Here is an 18,038-nt window from a genome sequence, read left to right on the forward strand (position 1 = left end):
TGATTATTCTCGTCATTGGATGATGTTTTATGGAACAACTCTCGCAATCGGGCTCGCGCGGTCGACGCCGCACAGGCAACGAGCCGGCGCCGCACGAACGCGTGAAGAGCGAACGCCGTGCCAACGAGCCGCGACGCACCGCGAGCCCCCATCGCGCTTCTGCCAACAACGCGGGTCGCGCCAACACTCCCGCCGCGGAGCAGACGCCTGCTCGCCCCAAGTCCCGCTACATCCCTGCCCTTGACGGCCTGCGCACGCTTGCCGTCGTCGCGGTGGTGCTCTATCACCTCAACCTCACGTGGGCGCAGGGCGGTCTGCTCGGCGTCACGATCTTCTTTGTGCTTTCGGGCTATCTGATCACACGCCTGCTACTCAACGAAGTCGCTAAGACCGGCCGCATCGACCTCAAGAGCTTCTGGATCCGCCGCATCCGTCGCCTGGTCCCCGCCGTGGTGACCGTCGTGGTGGTGACCTGTGCGCTGTGCACCGTCTTCAACCACGTGATGCTCACCAAGATGCGCCCCGATATCCTGCCGTCGCTGCTGTTCTTCAACAACTGGTGGCAGATTGCCCAAAACGTCTCGTACTTCAACGCCCTGGGCGATCCCTCGCCGCTTACGCACTTTTGGTCGCTCGCCATCGAGGAACAGTTCTACCTGGTTTGGCCCCCGCTGCTGCTCGCTATGGTATCCATGCACATGAGCAAGCCCAACACGCGCCGCGTGGTTCTGGGCCTTGCCGCGGTATCTGCCCTTGCCATGATGGTGCTTTACAACCCTGCCGCCGACCCCAGCCGCGTGTACTACGGCACCGACACCCGCGTGTTCTCGCTGCTGCTGGGTGCCTGGATGGCCTTTATCCCCGATCGCGACCTGGCGCCGGTGCGTCTCGCTCGTCGTTTGGGGCTCAATCGCCTGGCCGGCGCCGCCAAGCACGGCAAGAACGCCGAGGGCAAGCCTGGCGAGAAGGCCGACGAATCAGCCGAGACCGGCCCGGCACAGCCGAGCGCCCTCGTGCGCTTTTGGTCCTCGCCCGCATCCATCGATGTGTTGGGCCTCGTGGGTCTGGTTGGCCTTGCCGCCATGGTCGCGCTCACCAACGGCTACACCGCGTTCCAGTATCGCGGAGGCACGCTGCTGTGCTCGATCCTCACACTCATGGTCATCGCGGCCTGCGTGCAGCCCCAGGGAATGGTTGCCCGCGCGCTGTCCGCCGAGCCGCTCGTATGGGTTGGCAAGCGCTCGTACAGCATCTACCTGTGGCACTATCCCCTGCTGTTGCTCATGAACCCGGTCGCCAACATCAACGATACACCGTGGTGGCAGTACATTTTGCAGGTGCTGTTGGTGGTCGCCGTGGCCGAATGCTCATATCGCTTTATCGAGACGCCGTTTAGAAAGGGCGCCTTTGGGCGCACCGTATCCGAGTTCCGCGACGGCACCGCCACGCCCGCCAACTGGGTGCGCGCGCACGTCCCTGCCTGTGCAGCCTGCGCTGTCGTGTTGGTCGTTGCACTGGGCGGCCTGATCTTTGTGCCCGAGACGTCTGCGCTGAGCGGCGAGGGCGCCGAAGTTCTGAACAAGGAAGCCAAGAACGCCGCACCCACCGACCAGCAGGCGGCCGACGACACCGACAAGGACAACGACGGCTTCCCCGACGGCTCCTACGACCTGTTGATGATCGGTGACTCCGTGTCGCTGCGCGCCGTTGATTCCTTTGACGGCGTGTTCCCGCACAGCCATATCGATGCCGAAAAGGGCCGCCAGTTCGATGCGGGCCGCGCGACATTTGAGGGCTATATCCAGCAGAACCTTGCCGGCAAGATCGTGGTCTTTGCGCTGGGCACCAACGGTTTGGTAACGGATGACCAAATCGACGCCATCATGGCCGATGCAGGAGATAAGCGTATTGTGGTGTTTGTGAACACGCGCAGTCCGCAGCCGTGGGTTGGCTCTACCAACCAGGCCATCGCCAACGCCGTTACGCGCTACAAGAACGTGCGCGTTATCGACTGGTACGGATACAGCGCCAACCGCAACGACCTGTTCGATGGCGATGGCACGCACCTATCGACCACTGGCGTGACTGAGTACCTCAACTTGATCCACGATGCCGTCAAGAAGGACCTGCCCGTGCATCCCGAGGATCACGTCAACGATCCGCAGCCGGCAGCCGTCAAGTCTGCCACCGACGCACTCGTCAATGCGCTCGCTCTCAAGCCGCACAAGCTGGGCACCGACAAGTAACCTGCAGCGCAAACTTCCCACATCCGGAGGGGGTGTCTGCCACGGCAGACACCCCCTCCGGCAGTTAGGGACACTCCTGGCGCAGCCAATGAAGACCTCTACGGATGAATTCCAGGCCGCTCCGTCGCTCCAGACATCGTTTCCGCGCCTCGTGCCTGCCCCAAACAATCAAAACAAGCCCTTTTCGCCGCACCCTCAAAGGTCTGTGGGCAAAAAAGGGCAAATATGAGTACTGTTACCATTTTAGTAGCAGGCAAAACCACCCAAAATGACGTCCGAGCGACCCCTACAACCCCCTAAAGCAGCCAACCTGACTGGTTTAAGGCGTATTGGAGCCAATTTTAATGAACATACTAAAGGCTATGTTCATTATCTTTTAGGATGTAAATGCTATTCACTTAGCAACAGTACTCATATTTGGCATTTTTTGTCCATTGCTATATAACTAACACCCTATAGCAGACAAAAAACAGGCCGCAGCCCATCGCTGCGGCCTGTTCGGAAGCAAAAGTGGGCGTTAAGCGCTGTAGCCCATCGCTTGCAGCACAAACATGACGACTGTCAGCACCGTAATCACGGCGATAGTCGCCCAAGTGAGCACGTTCCACACGCGGCCATTGCGGTTGGCACCCATGATGTGACGGTCGGCGGCGATAACCACCTGGAACACCAGAACCACGGGCAGTAGCACGCCATTGATGACCTGCGAGGTCATCATAATCTGGAACAGATCGACGCCAGGCATAAGCACCAACACGGCAGAAATGCCGATGATGGCCGTAATGATGCCGCGATAGACCGGGGCCTCGTCCCAGCTGCGGTCGGCACCGCGCTCCCAGCCAAATGCCTCGCAGATAGCGCTCGACGTAACGCCCGGCAGCACGCAGGCGGCCAAGAAGCTCGCCGCGACCAGGCCCGAGGCAAACAGTACCGTGGACCACTGACCCGCAATAGGCTCCAGCGCACGGGCAGCATCGGCAGCATCGCTAATCTGAATGCCCGCCGGGAACAACACCGTACCGGTCGTGATGATAATAAAGCCCGCAATGATATCAGCAGCGATCGAGCCGCTCACGGTATCGATACGCTGCAGCACGATGTCGTCCTCGCCCGCGTTCTTATCGACCACGTTGTTCTGCGCCAAGAAGATCATCCACGGCGCGATGGTGGTACCGATCGTTGCGACCACGAGCGACACGTAGCTGGGGTCATTTTGAATGTTAGGCACGACCAGGTCGACCGCGACCTCACCCCAGTTGGGGCCAGCCATAAACGCGGCGACGATATAGGTCACGAACACGCAGCTCACCAGCAGCAAAATCTTCTCGATGCGCTGGAAACTACCCGACATGGTAAGCATCCACACCAGCAGCGCCACCAACGGCACCGAGATGCTCGCCGGCACGCCAAAGAGAGCAAGGCCGCTGGCGATGCCCGCAAACTCCGAAATGGTCACAGCCGTGTTGGCGATCAACAGCGCCGCCATAGCAAGTACACTCTTGCGCACGCCAAAGCGTTCGCGAATGAGCGACGCCAGGCCCTTACCCGTGACGCATCCGCAGCGCGCCGCGGTCTCCTGCGTCACGATAAGCAGCACGGTCATGACGGGAAGCATCCAGAGCATCTTATAGCCATAGCTGGCGCCCGCGCTGGAATACGTGGCGATGCCGCCAGCGTCATTGCCCGAAAGCGCCGCCAGAAGACCGGGGCCCATGGCGCCAAAGATGGCCGCGATGGTCAGCTTTTGCTTGGTGCTCGGCTTTTGCTTCGTATTTTGCACGCGACCACCTACCCCATGACCGACATGGTGAGCAGCACCGCGGCGATGCAGTACGCCACACACGAGATCATGACGGCGATGACGTTCATGGCGGTACCCGACGTATTGAGGTCGTGCTCATCGCGCCAGAACAGCACCATCAGGTAAATCACGGCGCTCATGTTGCCCACCAGGCAGATGATGGCCGCGATGTTAAAGCAGCCGGTAAAGAGCTGCTCCTCAAACATAGGGGCATCGAGGAACGCGGCAGTGCGCACCAGCTGCGCGCACAGGTAAGTAACAAGCGAAAGGATCAGACCCATACCCGTGCTCTGGAAGAAGAATCCCAGGTACGGTTTGGGCTCGTCGTCGTGACCGTCGTACTCGAGGAAGTAGTTCTTGACGAACGACACCATGCGCGAGGCCGCCAGCAGCACGAGCGGCATGGCGCACATGGGGAACACCACCAGATGCGCGGAGCCCAGCGCCGTCCCCAGCACCGTCGCCATAATGCACGAGGCGATGCCCCACACGACGACCCAGTACTGACGATGCACGAACCAGCTGAGCACGTTCGTCGAGTCGTCCGACGCGCTATCGCCCGAGCCGACACCGGCGATCTGCAGGTCCTCCTGATGCTCCTCGGCGATAACGTCCATGGCGTCGTCGAAGGTCACGATGCCCAGGATATGACGGTTCTCGTCGCAGACAGGGATGGCAACCAGGTCGTACTTGGTCATCTCGTCCGTCACGTCTTCCTGGTCCTCGTCGGGCGACACGTAGACCAGGTCGCGATAGGCGAGCTGGCCCAGCGTGGCATCGCGGTCGGCCACGATCAACGTGCGAAGCGAGAGCACGCCGGTGAGCATGCCGCTCGGATCCTCGGTATAGACGTAATAGACACTCTCGAAGTCCTCATCGAGTTTGCGAATCGCCTCGATGGCATCGCCGACCGTCGCCGTGGCGGGCAGCGAGACAAACTCCGAGGTCATGATGCGGCCGGCGGTGTTGTCCTCATAGCCCAGCAGGTTACGAATCGCCTTCTCCTCCTTGACGCCCATCAGGCGCAGGAGCTTCTCGGCCTTCTCGTAATCGAGCTCGTCGATCAGGTCGGCGGCGTCGTCCGGGTCCATCATGGCCAGCATCGACGATGCGTCCGTATCGGACAGGCCCTCGAGCATCTCGGTCATGAGCTCGTCATCATCGAACTCCGAGATGGCCTCGGCGGCCTGGGCGGTGTCGAGCTGCGCGAACACCTGCGCACGCAGGCGCGGGTCGAGCTGCTCGATGATGTCGGCAATGTCGGCAGGGTGCAGCTCGCCAAGCGTCTTGTGCGACACCGAGAGCTGGATGTTCTTAGTCGAGCGATCGAGCAGGTCCATGTAAGACCAGGCGATAATGTCCTCGCTGAGCGGCTTGCCCAGGTGCTTCATAAAGCCCTCGACGACATGCTCGAGTGTGGGGCTGATCGCGCGCAGCAGACCGCGGGCGCCCACTTCGGCGCCCAGCAGGCGCAGCTGGTTTTCGCCCGACATGGAAAACTTGATGTCGTTTACGCGCACGACCTTCATGCCCTGCGTGTCGACAATTTGCTTGTTAAGCACGTCGCGGGCGAGTAAGAGTTCGGTCGGCTGCAGGTACGAAAAACGGATTTCGGTGGCCGACGTCTTAAGGTGTACACCCGTCTCGTCGATACGGTCGACCCATTTGCGCCAGCTGATCATAAACGGCGTCTTGCCGGGACCGCGGAACGCGAGCGACGTCACGTGCGGAAAAACTTCGCCGGTAGCAATACCAAAATCGTTCACCACGCCGAGCTTTTCTCCATCGACGTCCAAGACCGGCAATTTGAGCATCTCACTCAGATAATTCAATGGTGCTCCCCATCATTATTCCTCCGGACGCGGCCGCATGTGCGACGTCCGGGGGCTTCTGGATATGTATACGCATGCGCGGGCGGCACGCCGCTCGACGCTTACACCCCGTGCATGCGCAAAAAGCACCTGCATGGGGTCATCGACTGTATGGTCGAGGTTTGGATTTCACCTGTAACCTTTCTCTTGACCCTCATTAACCGCAGTAACTATAGCATCAGCATCGCCCTGCGGCATCGAATTTATGCGCTGCACATTGCAGGCATACCAAACGCTGACGCATCCGTGACATAGTCATTGGGGACGTTCTTAAATGACTACCCAATGACTACTCTGTGGTATCTTCGTCCTCGGCAAGTTGGGGGAACACGGCGTCTTTGGGCATGGTGACCTTCGTCAGCGAGGTGAGCTTTTTGCTCAATGCCGTGTCCGTCTTGACCAGGTCGCTGAGCGTCACGATCTTGTAGCCGTCGGCAATGAGGCCGTCGATAATCTGCGGCAGCGCCTCGAGCGTCTGCTCGGCGCATTCGTCTCTATCGGTGAGCAGCACGATATTGCCCGGCGTCACCGAATCGAGCACCGTCGAGACCTGCTCGTCGACACCGTTGAGCAGCCAGTCGCCCGAGTCAATATTCCACGAGACCACGGCGGAGACCAGGTCCATCGCATCAATCCAGTTTTGCTCGTCAAAGGCAGCGTAGGGAGCACGCAGCAGCATCGTCTTCACGCCGGTCGCCGACTTAATCGCATCGGTGCCTTTCGTGATCTGTTCGCGTACCGCCTCAGGGTCCTGACCCTTGAGCGAATCGTCGCTGTAGCTGTTGGATCCGATCTCGCACCCGGCATCGACAATCGCCTTGGCCGTGGCAGGCGAGGCCTCGGCCGCATCGCCCGAAAGGAAGAACGTCGCGGTGACGCCCTTTTCCTTGAGCACCTGCAAGATCTGTTTGGTGGCGCCGCTCGGACCCTCGTCAAACGTCAGCGCCACGTACTTTTTGTTGCCCTTGGGCGCCACGCTGGCGCACGCAACAACGCAATCGGTGGCGGGCACAACCTCGCCGCGGTCTTGCGTCTTGCCCGACTGCTCACCAACCCACACCTCGGAGCGGCCCTGGACACCCCACGTCTGCACATACTCGATAGCGCCCGTGCCCTCGACCTTGAGCTTGGGCTCGATAACCGTAGCCTGAACCTCGTGCTTCTCGTAGATGTTACGGCCATCCTTGACCGTCACCTTCTCGCCACCCTCAAGTTCGCGGCTATCCCATTTGCCCTGCTTCACGCGCTTGCCGTCGACCTTCACCGACAGCTTTTCGCCCCCATGGCGCTTGAGCACGCTGTCATCGACGGCCAGCAGGTCGCCTGCGTCGTAGGTGCCAGTCAAATCCTGTTCGTCGATGAGATTCTGCAGCGTAGAGCCCACGCGCACTGCGGTCTTCTGGCCGTTGAGCTCCACGTCCACGCTGCGGTTGACGTAGCCCACGACGGCAGCGATAAACAGCACGAGTGCGCAACCCACGGCGATGAGCGCATAGGGCAGGCGAGACGAACGACGGGGCGTACGGTTGTTGCCGATGCGAGCGCTGCGGTCGCTAAAGCCGCGGCTATGGTTGAGATACATCGCGCCGGGCTTACGGTGACGCTTGCGCTGACCGCTGGGCAGCTGCCCCAGATCGCGGCGCGCCGTCGGACGCGCACCCGAACGCCCGTTTAAGTTGGATCCGTTTTGGCGCATGTGCCCTCCCCCATAAACACAGCAAGCCGGAGCAACAGGTCTCCGGCTTGCCTCCCATCATTTGGTACGTCGCTATTTTGTAGCTTTTGACGAGCCTCCGCTCGCCTTTTGGTATTCGTCCTTAAAGGCCTTGAACATGCCGCGCGTCTTGCCGAGCTGCTTGCCCAGTGCGCGACTGCCTTTGTCCACGGCAACCGATCCCTTGTCATCGAGCACCTTGGCGCCCTTCTTGACCTTATCGCCCACCACGACGCTTGCCTCGGCAGCCTTTGCGGCGGCGCCGCCCGAATACCCGAGCGACTTGACCTCGTCCGAAACAATCATCGCGCCGTCCGCATAGCCGCGCAGCATCGTCGGCGGCACCTGCGTGTCACCAACCAAAACACTCGAAGCAGCACCGGCGGTCACATAGAATGCCTGCACGATGCCCGAGCGTGGCTTGAACTCAACGTCCGAGCAATAGCCCACGACGTCGCCTGATTCCGTGCGCACGTCCATACCGACCCAGATGATGCAATCGTCCAGGTTGATGTCGAGGCGCTTGGCAGCGGCGGCATCGTACGTGTCCTTGACGTCATCGACCGCAATGGCGCCCTCGTAGACACCAATGGCGTCGAGCGCTACGAATCGGTCGGGACGCTCGATCATGCCCGCGATATCGGACTGGCGGACCATAAAGCCGACCACGCGCGTACCGCCCGGGGTAAAGACCGGAAAGTGAATCTTTCCGAGCTTTTTAGGGCTGCGCGGTGTGCCGTCCTTTTTGGTGCGCTTGTCCTCGGTAGGCTTGCGATAGATCTTGGCGCCGACAAAATCCCCGGCGCGCATTATGCCTCGGTCGAGGGCTCCGCAGCCTCGGTATCAGCCTCGACGGCGTTCTCGACCACGACGTCGGCGGCAGGCGTCACGTTGCCGCCCGAAATGGCGTCGTTGAGCTGCTCGCGCAGCTGGTCCATGCGCTCGCGGGCCAGGTCGACCTTGGCGCGCAGGTCGTCGGTCTTGGCGTCGACCATCGGGCCAAAGTCATTCACCGCAGCACGGGCCTCCTCGGCGCTGTGCTCGTAGGTGTCGCGCATATTGTCCCAGGCGTCGTTGGCGATATCGGCAGCCATGGCGCGGGTCTCGGCGCCCGAACGCGGGGCCAGAGCAACGCCGACAATAGCGCCGGCAGCGGCACCAAAAAGTGCGCCGGAGACAAAGCTGAAAGTCTTACCCATGATCATTCCTCTCCTGCGGGCACGTCGGTGCCCACCGTTTGAATGCTGTCCATTATACCCGCAGCGCATCACTTGCCGCTCCGCTCATCTGCGTACGGCAAAGGCGCAGGTACGTGATGGTGATAAACGCGTAGGCCTACTCCTGGGGCATAGCCGGCATGGCCACCGTGGCACCCGGATCCTCGCCGGCGCCGTCCACGAGCGGCAGACCGCCCTCATGCGCAGGTCCTGCCGGAACCGTCGCCGCACCGCCAAAGACGGCAGCGGAGGCCTCGTGGTTCTCGGCAACCGCGCCCTCGGTATCAATCGCCACCTGGGGCTCGTCGTCAAAGTTGGGGACGCCCTGGGGCTCGGTGGGAACGGGCTCGGCGGTCGCATCGGCAACGGGCTCGGCGTCGACCGGCACATCGCCCTCGTCAGCGCCCTCGTCCTCGGCAGCATCTTCGCCGTTCGCAGCGGCGACGGCCTCGTGAGGATCCTTGCCCTCGGCCTCGGCGCGCATGCCCAGCACCAGATTGCGCAGGCCCGCGACCGTGCCCTCCACGTCGGGGGCAGGCTGGTCGGCGTGCAGATAGGCCCAGTCCATCATAAAGGTGGCCGAAGACAGCGCACCGATGGCCAGCGCGTCGTCGGGGCACGAAAGCTCAACCTCAAAGACGCGCTCGTCGTGCTCGCTTACGCGCGTGCGGCCGCACGAGATGCTGCCGGCAAGACCGGTCTCGTTCATGAGCTCGACCGTCACATGCTCAAGCAGATGGCAAAGCTCGGTCTGGCCCATGCAGTCCTGGAACTCGCGACCGGAATCACCCAGGCACAGGTGCTTGGCAATCGCCGGCACCAGGTAATACACGCGCGCCGTAGCCTCGATATCCTCCGAGGTCATGAGCGGCATGCCGGGGTTCACCAGCACGTGCGCGCAGATCTTGTCCTCGCTGACGGTGACCTTAAGGATGTTGAACAGGCCTGCCATAACTCTCCCCTACTCTTCCTTGTCCTACTCGTCGCCGTCGTGCGGATTCGCGGAACCCGCACCCGACGTCGTCGGCTCGTCTACCGAAGACTCGGAATCCTTTTTATCGGTTTCGGCCGGAGCAATCACGCGAATGAGCGAGATGCGCTGGCCACGCATCGACTGCACTTTAAACTTGTACCCCGCAACCTCAAACACCTCTCCGATGTCGGGCACCGAGTCGCAAAGCTCCAAAATCCAGCCGGCGATGGTCTCATAATCATCGCTTTCCTCAAGCGGCCAACCAAGCTCAATCGCGTCATCGCACGAAAAACGCCCATCAACGAGCCACTCGCGGCGCGAAAGGCGCGTGAGATACTTGTTGTCGGGGTCGAACTCGTCCTCGATCTCGCCGACGATCTCCTCGACGATGTCCTCGATGGTGATGATGCCGGCCGTGCCGCCGTACTCGTCCACAACCACCACGATCTGGTCGTGCGAGGTCTGCATCTCGGACAGCAGCGGCAGGATATCCTTGGTGTCGGGCACAAAGGTGGCGTCGCGCAAAAAACCGGCGATGGGCTGGTCACCCTTGCCGTCGAGCGCGGGTTGGATCAGGTCCTTGATGTGCGCGATGCCGGCGACGTTGTCGGGATCCTCGTGATAGACGGGGATGCGGCTGAAGCCGGTCTGGCGCATGGTGGACAGCACGTCGGCGACCGTCTCGTCGTCCTCGCACATGGTGGTGTCCACGCGCGGCACCATGACCTCGCGGGCAACGGTGTCGCCTAGGTCGAAGATCTCGTGGATCATGCGCTTTTCCTCGTCGAGCAGGTCGTCCTGCTCCGAGACCATGTACTTGATCTCTTCTTCCGAGACGTTTTGGCGGTCGTCGGCGCTCTTGATGCGTAGGATGCGGGCCAGGCCATCGGAGCAGGCGCCGGTCAGCCACACGAGCGGACGGGCGATCTTTTGGAAAAACGACAACGGTCCCACGACCTGCTTGGATACGCCCTCGGCATTGGCCAGACCAATGCGCTTGGGCACAAGCTCGCCAATCACGATGGACACGAAGGCGACCGCGACGGTGATGATGACCGGCGCCAGGCCGCGCGCGATGGCGGAGAGCGGCGCGATGCCAAAATTCATGAGCCACGTGGCGAGCGGGTCGGACAGACTCGTCGAGGCGACGGCGGACGAGGCGAAGCCCACGAGCGTGATGGCGACCTGGATGGTGGCGAGCAGCTGGTCGGAGTCGGCAGCCAGCTTAATGGCACGCTCGGCGCGCTTGTCACCTTCCTCGGCCTCGTGCTCCAGCACGGCGCGCTTGGCCGTGGTGAGCGCCATCTCTGACATAGAGAAGTAGCCGTTGATGAGGGTCAAAACGAGGGTGGTGATAAGGGAGATGGTTATGTCCATCGGGAGTTTCTCGAACCTCCAAGATTCGGGACGTCGGATTAAAACGTTGGTGGCGGATACGGCAATTGCACTGGCGACCGAGCGGGGGCACGGGCGCTGGCGTGGTCGCTAGATTACGAAGAGGATCACCGCCATGAACTGGAAGATGCTGCCGGCGAGCACCCACAGGTGAAACACGCTGTGCAGATAGCGCACGTTTTTGGCGATATAGAACGGCACGCCCGCGGTGTAGCACACGCCGCCGACGGCGAGCAGGGCAAGTGCCACGGGGTTGAGCAGCGCCACGAGCTCGGGCAGCTTAAAGACAACGAGCCAGCCCATCAGCAGATAGACCAGGCCGCTTACCCAATGCGGCTGGCGCTCGCGCATAAAGCACTCGAGGGCGATGCCGATAATGGCGATGGCCCATACGGCAAAGAACAGCACAGCGCCGCCGTCGTTTGCGAGCGTGATGAGGCAAAACGGCGTATAGCTGCCCGCAATGAGCAGGTAGATGCAGCTGTGGTCGATGATGCGAAACACGCGCTTGGCGCGCGCGGGCTGAATCGCGTGGTAGAGCGTGGAGGCTAGGTATTCGAGGATAATGCTGACGCCGTAGACAATTGCCGCGGCCATGTGGGCCGGGCCTCCGCCGCGCAGGGCGGCGAATACGATCAGGAGCACCAGGCCCGCGATACCCAGCAGGCAGCCGACACCATGGGTGACGGAGTTCATGATCTCCTCACCCACCGTGTAGTGTGGAACGGCCGCGGTCTTGGGTCGCGGCTTAGAACTGTCGCTCGAATCGGACATGCCGGTTACATCCTCCAACGTAAAGAGTTCTCAACACTATATCAAAGCGTCTAGGTACGTGCGAAATTTGCACCATACGTGACCCTTTGTTTACCCATTCTTTGTCTGTTGACGCATCAACGGCGAACGTCCATAATGCGCTTGCATTAAATGTTGATGTATTAACATCTTATAGGAGAATACCGCATGGCTCAAAACGCACGTTCCCATCGAAAGCTCAAGATAGCCGGCATCGTTGCACTGGTGGTTGTCGTTGCGCTGCTCGGATTTGCCGGCAACTTTCTGTTTGACTTCGCGCTGAATCCCCGCGCGCCATACACCATGAAGATGATGCAGGATAGCAAGAACGACAAAGAAGGTGAGCAGCCGGATGCCGAGGATACCGAGGCGCGGGCATGGTTTAAAGAGAACCGCGAGAGCAGGAGCCTCACCGCGGACGACGGGACCGAGCTTGCCGCCTGGTATTTTGCTGCGTCGGAGAGCACGCACGACTACGCCGTCTGTCTGCATGGATATACCAACGAGCCCATCGGTATGGCCCGATACGTCAAGCGATTCCACGACCGCGGCATGAACATACTCGCGCCCGCCGCCCGTGCCCACGAGCGCTCCGGCGGCGACTATATCGGCATGGGCTGGCCCGAGCGCCTCGATATCGTCGCGTGGATCGAGCAAATCGTTCAGGCTGACCCCGAGGCGCGCATCCTGGTCTTTGGCGAGTCGATGGGTGCGGCAACCGCCATGAACGTCGCGGGGGAGTCTCTGCCCGCAAACGTGAAATGCATTATCGAGGACTGCGGTTATACGAGTGTTTGGGACGAGTTTTCCCTGCAGCTCAAGGACGTGTTCGGCCTGCCCAGCTTTCCCTTGCTCGATGTAGCAAACTTGGTGTGCAACGTGCGCGCGGGCTACGACTTTCATAAGGCGAGCAGCGTGGAGCAACTCAAACACGCGACGGTTCCCATGCTGTTTATCCACGGCGACCAGGACACCTTTGTGCCGTACGACATGCTCGACCAAAACTACGACGCGTGCGCCAGCAAGGTCAAGCAAAAGCTCACCATCCATGGCGCCACCCACGCCAAGAGCGCGCAGGTCGACCCCGAACTCTACTGGAACACGGTCGACAACTTCCTCGACGAGTATTTTTAGGCAAAAAGCAACGTCTGGGGTTTTGTTGCCAAAAAACGGTTTGTGGTCGGCGGGATTCGATTTTTCGCCGCACTTCCAAAAAGCCGCCCGTGAGCGCTGTGCTCACGTGCGGCTTTTGCTCAACTAACGCTACAAAGGCGCTTATTTTGTCCAATAGCTAGGCGCTACTTGACCTCGATGAGCTCATACTCGCTCGTGCCCAGGCCAATCTTCTCGGCGTGCGCGATGCACACGCGCCAGTCGGTGTCGGGATGCGTGATGCAGAAGGGATCCTTGGCCTGCTCGCCCTCCAGATACTCGTGGTTGTGCTCCATCTTGGCCGCGCTATCGGTGAGCTCGGTGTTGGGCAGCGGCTCGGATGCCATGACGGCATCGGCGCAGGCCTGGTCAATGGCGACCGGGTCGAAGCTCGCGAACATGCCGATATCGTTGACGATAGGCGTGTCGTTTTCGGGATGGCAATCGCAGTTGGGGCTGATGTCCATGGCAAGCGAGATGTGGAAGCTCGGGCGGCCGTCGACGACGGCCTTCGTATACTCGGCGATCTTGCAGTTGAGCACGTCGGCCGCGGCCTCATAGCCGGGCTTGATGCAGTCCTGGTTGCATGCCGCAATGCAGCGTCCGCAGCCCACGCAGCGATCGTGGTCGATGGCAGCCACGTGCACCGTGCGAGTGTTGCCGTTGGCAAGCTCGCGCTCGCGGGTATCGTCAAACGAGATGGCGTTGTGCGCACAGATCTTTTCGCAGGCATGGCAGCCAACGCAGTGCTCGGTCGCGACGTTCGGCTTGCCGGCGGCATGCTGCTCCATCTTGCCGGCACGGCTGCCGCCTCCCATGCCCAGGTTCTTCATGGCGCCGCCAAAACCGGCCTGCTCATGGCCCTTAAAGTGGGTGAGGCTGATCACGATATCGGCATCCATGAGCGCCTGACCGATCTTGGCCTCGTGCACGTACTCGCCGCCCTCGACCGGGACGAGCGCCTCGTCGGTGCCCTTGAGGCCGTCGGCGATGATGATCTGGCAACCCGTGGCATACGGGGTAAAGCCGTTCTGGTAGGCGGTGTCGATGTGCTCGAGCGCGTTTTTGCGGCTACCGACATAGAGCGTGTTGCAGTCGGTGAGGAAGGGCTTGCCGCCCAGCTCCTTCACCACGTCGGCGACGGCGCGAGCGTAGTTGGGGCGCAAAAAGCTCAGGTTGCCCAGCTCGCCAAAGTGAATCTTAATGGCGACGAACTTGTTCTCAAAGTCGATCTGCTCAATACCGGCGTGACGGATGAGGCGCTTGAGCTTGTCGAGCTGGCTCTCGCGAGCATGCGTGCGCAGGTTGGTGAAGTACACCTTAGCGGGTGCTGCGGGTGCAGTTGCGGTCATAGATCTATCCCCTCGGTCTATATGGCGTTACAGACATAGAGGATGGTACCAGTTAAAGCAGAGTTAAAGTCAAGTACGGAACCTAGTCATTGGGGACGTTCTTAAACGACTACTCTTGGACTTTGAGCGCCTCGGCCAGGCCCACACGTTTGATGGAACGCATGTGCAGCAGCGCCACGACCAGGTAGGTCGCAAAGCCGATTCCTGCGCACGCCGCCATGGACCAAGCGGGCACGTAGATCTCGATATTGCCGTTGTAGGCGAGCAGCATCGAGCGGAAGATGGCCGTGAGCGAGCCGATGATCACGGGCAGGCTCAGCACGAGCGACGCCGCCACGCACAGCGTGATCGAGCGGATGTACAGATGCGAGATCTCGCCATCGCGATAGCCAAAGACCTTCATGTAGCTAATCGAACGGGCGCTGTGGTCGATCACAGCCTTGGTCAGCAGGTACATAAACAGCAGAAAGATGAACACCGCGAGCCCGACCATCATGCCAATCATTTTGCTCATCATGCCGATGAACTGGTCGCCCACGGCACGCATGTCGTCGGGCGTGGTGTCGCCGGCAAAGTAACGAGCATCGAGGTTGAGCTTCTCGTCGCTCACATAGCCGTTAAAGTAGGCGGCGTCGTTGCCGAACAGCTCGTTAAAGTCGTCGATGCTCATATAGACATTCATATCCGACTTAGAGCCCCAAACGCAGTCCTTGCCCACGTACTCAAAGGAATAATTCTTGCCCTCGTACTTGTCGCGAAGCTTAACCTTCTGACCCTCGCTCCAGCCAAACTTGTCGAGCAAGCCACCGCCAAAGACGACGCGTCCGTTGCCGACGTTGAGGTCTTTCCAATAGCGCGAATCGGATGAAATGCCGTAGACGGAAATCGTCTCCTCGCCATTTCCATCGCCGCGGTCGTATTGCAGCTGGTAAACGGCGTATTTCTCGGCCTGTGCGATTGCGCCCGCGCCGTTATCGGTCGTATTGACCGGGTGGATATCGTCGTTGTCAGTGTCGATCTTAGAGGCCTTGCCGATCAGGTCGATAGTCTCATCGCGGTCGCAGCCGAGAGCGTCGGCAAGGTCATCGAGGCGCGCATAAAGCGCATCCTTCTTGTCCTGGACCTTGGCAAGCGCATCCTGCGCTGCGGTCAGGCTCTCGGCAGACGGAGATGCGGTCGCGGCATCGGCTGCCGCCTGCGCCGCATCGGCCGCGTCGTCAAGCTCGTCATCGGCATCCTGAGCGGCGGAAAGCAGCGCGCCGTCCACCGACTGCAAGCGCTCGAGTGCCGACCACTGCTCACGTTCCTCGGCGGTGCCCTCAAGCTCCAGCGGCGCCTTGAGCGTGTACTGGTACTCGGCGACCAGGCTCGTCTCGAGGTTATCCGCGTAGTGCGTCATCGTGGGCAGAATCGCCAGGCCAAAGAGCAGCAGCAGCGACGCAAATGCAATGCCCACGAAGAGCGTGGCGAAGTTGCCCAGATTGCGCAGGAAGATACGCAGGCGGAAGCGGGAAACAAAGCCCATGCGCTCCGGCAGCTGCAGGCCACGCTTGGTACCCGACTTGCCGCTCGCTTCGTGACGAAGAAACTGCAACGGCGTCTTGCCCATCTTGCGAAGCAGACCCACCAGCGTGATGAGGATGAGCGCGGCGGCGGGAACCACGGCGCACTTCACAAAGATCTCCCAGCTCCAGTACACCTGGAAGGGCGGCAGGCTGTATGACCCGTAATAGAGGCTGCGCATGGGCTCGGTAAAGAACACAACGCCGAGCGCAGTGCCCAAAAGCGCCGCGACCACGCCCACGATGGCGGGAAGTGCCAGGTAGTGCAGCACGATCTCGCGTCGACGATAGCCGCTGGCGAGCAGCGTGCCGATGATGGCGCTCTCCTCCTCGATGGTGGCGTCGGTGAGCACCACAAAGACAAACGCCATGATCACGATGATGATGTCGAGCAGCGTCATCCACATCGTGGAGTCGCCGTCCACGTCGTCGCGCGCATAGCCAATGCCCTGGTTGGAATCGGCGTCGATGAGGTCATCCACGCGTGCGTCGGCATCGGTCAGCGCCTCGACCATATCCTGCTCGGCATCGATGCGGTCTGCAGTGGAGAGATCGCGATCGGCAAAGGTGAAGGAGTAGGTGTAGTCAGGCGCGCCGCCGGCATCCTCGAGCGCGGCAAAGCCGGCGTCGGTGACCTCGGCAACACCATAGGTGATGGTGTTCACCGTAAAGTCCGAATTGTTGAGGAACAGCGCCTGGCTATCGGGCTGGGTCATGATGCCGCAGATGGTGTAGGTGCGGCCCTCAAGCTCGACCTTATCGCCCACGGCGAGGTCGTTGTTGGTGGCGAAGACACGGTCGATTGCCACCTCATCGTCCGCCTTGGGTTCCCTGCCCTCACGGTAGGACGCGATATCGACCTTGGTGCGGTGCGCATAGGTGCGCAGCGTGCGCTTGGTGCCGTCGTCGCCGGCGGTCTTTTTGATGATGGCGTCGATGGAGAAATTCTTGTAGAGCGTGACGCCGCCGACATCGCCGGCCGCGTCCTCGGCAGCCTTGAGCTGGTCTTTGGTGGCCTCGAAGGAGGTGGTCACGCGGCCGTCCTCGATCGTGCACGCATCGCGCATGTCGTCGATAAGGCAACCGATGGAGTGGGCCGCGAGCAAAAAGCCCGAGGTGAGGGCGATGCTTCCGCACATAAGAAGAAAGATGCCCAGGTACTTGCCGATATTGCGGCGCAGCTCGCGCGGGAGACGTTTTGTGAGAGGTGTCATGGCGCCGCCTACCAATCGAGCTCGGCGGCCGCGACGGGCGACTCGTTGAGCTCATCCTCGACGATGCGTCCGTCGCGCAGGCGCAGCACGCGGTTGGCCATGCGGGCGATGGCGGCGTTGTGCGTGACGATGATGATGGTGCAGCCGTACTCGTGATTGACATCCTCCATGAGCTGCAAGATTTCCTTGGACGTCTTATAGTCGAGCGCGCCCGTGGGCTCGTCGCACAGCAGCAGACCCGGGTTTTTGACGAGCGCGCGGCCGATGGCGCAGCGCTGCTGTTGGCCGCCCGAAACCTGACGCGGGAACTTGTTGCGGTGCTCGTAGAGGCCCAGCGAACGCAGCAGGTCGTCGACATTGAGCGGGTTTTTGGACAGGTGCGCCGTGACCTCAATGTTTTCCTTGATGGTGAGGTCGGGCACCAGGTTGTAGAACTGAAAGACAAAGCCCAGCTCGCGGCGGCGGTACTCACCCAGGTCGGCGGGCTTGAGCACCGTGAGGTCGCAGCCGTCCACCATGATGGAGCCGGCGTCGGCATCCTCCAGGCCGCCGATCAGGTTAAGAAACGTGGACTTGCCCGAACCCGAAGGCCCCAGCATGACGCAGATCTCGCCGCGGTTGATGGACGTGTCGATGCCATCGAGTACCGTCAGGCGCGCATCACCGTCGCCGTAGTGCTTTTTGAGATCCTTAACCTGGACGTAGGCTTCCCGCGTTGCCATGGCATCCCCCATTGTTAGCCTTGTACT

The 18,038-nt window shown here is 61.0% G+C and carries 13 protein-coding genes; 2 read left to right on the plus strand and 11 right to left on the minus strand.

Annotated features, from left to right (window positions below; translation table 11 throughout):
- The first annotated feature begins 29 nt into the window (after nucleotides 1–29).
- Nucleotides 30–2,246 carry an acyltransferase family protein gene (locus tag AAAX77_RS00910; protein WP_349104311.1) on the plus strand — a complete coding sequence of 739 codons (2,217 nt, stop codon included), beginning with the start codon at nucleotides 30–32 and terminating at the stop codon, nucleotides 2,244–2,246.
- 517 nt (nucleotides 2,247–2,763) lie between these two features.
- On the opposite strand, the gene AAAX77_RS00915 is transcribed toward AAAX77_RS00910, so the two are convergent.
- The 8 genes from AAAX77_RS00915 to AAAX77_RS00950 form a co-directional block, all read right to left on the minus strand.
- A complete protein-coding gene (locus AAAX77_RS00915; protein ID WP_117640528.1) occupies nucleotides 2,764–3,960 on the minus strand; it encodes an Nramp family divalent metal transporter in 1,197 nt (398 codons plus the stop codon).
- 74 nt (nucleotides 3,961–4,034) lie between these two features.
- Nucleotides 4,035–5,879: a CBS domain-containing protein gene (locus AAAX77_RS00920; protein ID WP_349104313.1), complete on the minus strand. Its 1,845-nt coding sequence runs from the start codon at nucleotides 5,877–5,879 to the stop codon at nucleotides 4,035–4,037.
- A 328-nt stretch (nucleotides 5,880–6,207) separates the two neighbouring features.
- Entirely contained in the window at nucleotides 6,208–7,614 is a 1,407-nt protein-coding gene (locus tag AAAX77_RS00925) for a polysaccharide deacetylase family protein (protein ID WP_349104315.1), read from the minus strand.
- A gap of 72 nt (nucleotides 7,615–7,686) precedes the next feature.
- A complete protein-coding gene (locus AAAX77_RS00930) occupies nucleotides 7,687–8,442 on the minus strand; it encodes a hypothetical protein (protein ID WP_006235736.1) in 756 nt (251 codons plus the stop codon).
- Nucleotides 8,442–8,831: a YtxH domain-containing protein gene (locus AAAX77_RS00935; protein WP_035136593.1), complete on the minus strand. Its 390-nt coding sequence runs from the start codon at nucleotides 8,829–8,831 to the stop codon at nucleotides 8,442–8,444. Before AAAX77_RS00935 ends, AAAX77_RS00930 begins: the two co-directional genes overlap by 1 nt.
- Nucleotides 8,832–8,967: 136 nt before the next feature.
- Entirely contained in the window at nucleotides 8,968–9,801 is an 834-nt protein-coding gene (locus tag AAAX77_RS00940; RefSeq protein ID WP_233504106.1) for a hypothetical protein, read from the minus strand.
- Between the two features lie 24 nt (nucleotides 9,802–9,825).
- Nucleotides 9,826–11,199: a hemolysin family protein gene (locus tag AAAX77_RS00945; protein ID WP_349104317.1), complete on the minus strand. Its 1,374-nt coding sequence runs from the start codon at nucleotides 11,197–11,199 to the stop codon at nucleotides 9,826–9,828.
- A gap of 108 nt (nucleotides 11,200–11,307) precedes the next feature.
- Nucleotides 11,308–11,991: a hemolysin III family protein gene (locus AAAX77_RS00950; protein WP_172674639.1), complete on the minus strand. Its 684-nt coding sequence runs from the start codon at nucleotides 11,989–11,991 to the stop codon at nucleotides 11,308–11,310.
- Between the two features lie 186 nt (nucleotides 11,992–12,177).
- Here AAAX77_RS00950 and AAAX77_RS00955 point away from each other — a divergent pair, with 186 nt between their 5' ends.
- Entirely contained in the window at nucleotides 12,178–13,143 is a 966-nt protein-coding gene (locus tag AAAX77_RS00955) for an alpha/beta hydrolase (RefSeq protein ID WP_349104319.1), read from the plus strand.
- 164 nt (nucleotides 13,144–13,307) lie between these two features.
- Here AAAX77_RS00955 and AAAX77_RS00960 read toward each other — a convergent pair whose 3' ends face one another.
- From AAAX77_RS00960 to AAAX77_RS00970, 3 genes are all read right to left on the minus strand, one after another.
- Nucleotides 13,308–14,513: a DUF362 domain-containing protein gene (locus AAAX77_RS00960; protein WP_148332909.1), complete on the minus strand. Its 1,206-nt coding sequence runs from the start codon at nucleotides 14,511–14,513 to the stop codon at nucleotides 13,308–13,310.
- A gap of 109 nt (nucleotides 14,514–14,622) precedes the next feature.
- Nucleotides 14,623–17,289, minus strand: coding sequence for an FtsX-like permease family protein (locus tag AAAX77_RS00965; RefSeq protein WP_349104322.1), 2,667 nt, complete (start codon nucleotides 17,287–17,289; stop codon nucleotides 14,623–14,625).
- 8 nt (nucleotides 17,290–17,297) lie between these two features.
- Nucleotides 17,298–18,011, minus strand: a complete 714-nt coding sequence (locus AAAX77_RS00970) for an ABC transporter ATP-binding protein (RefSeq protein ID WP_349104324.1) — start codon at nucleotides 18,009–18,011, stop codon at nucleotides 17,298–17,300.
- Nucleotides 18,012–18,038: the final 27 nt, after the last annotated feature.

This window comes from Collinsella sp. CLA-ER-H6 (assembly GCF_040092305.1).
In the GTDB taxonomy this organism is placed as follows: Bacteria; Actinomycetota; Coriobacteriia; order Coriobacteriales; family Coriobacteriaceae; genus Collinsella.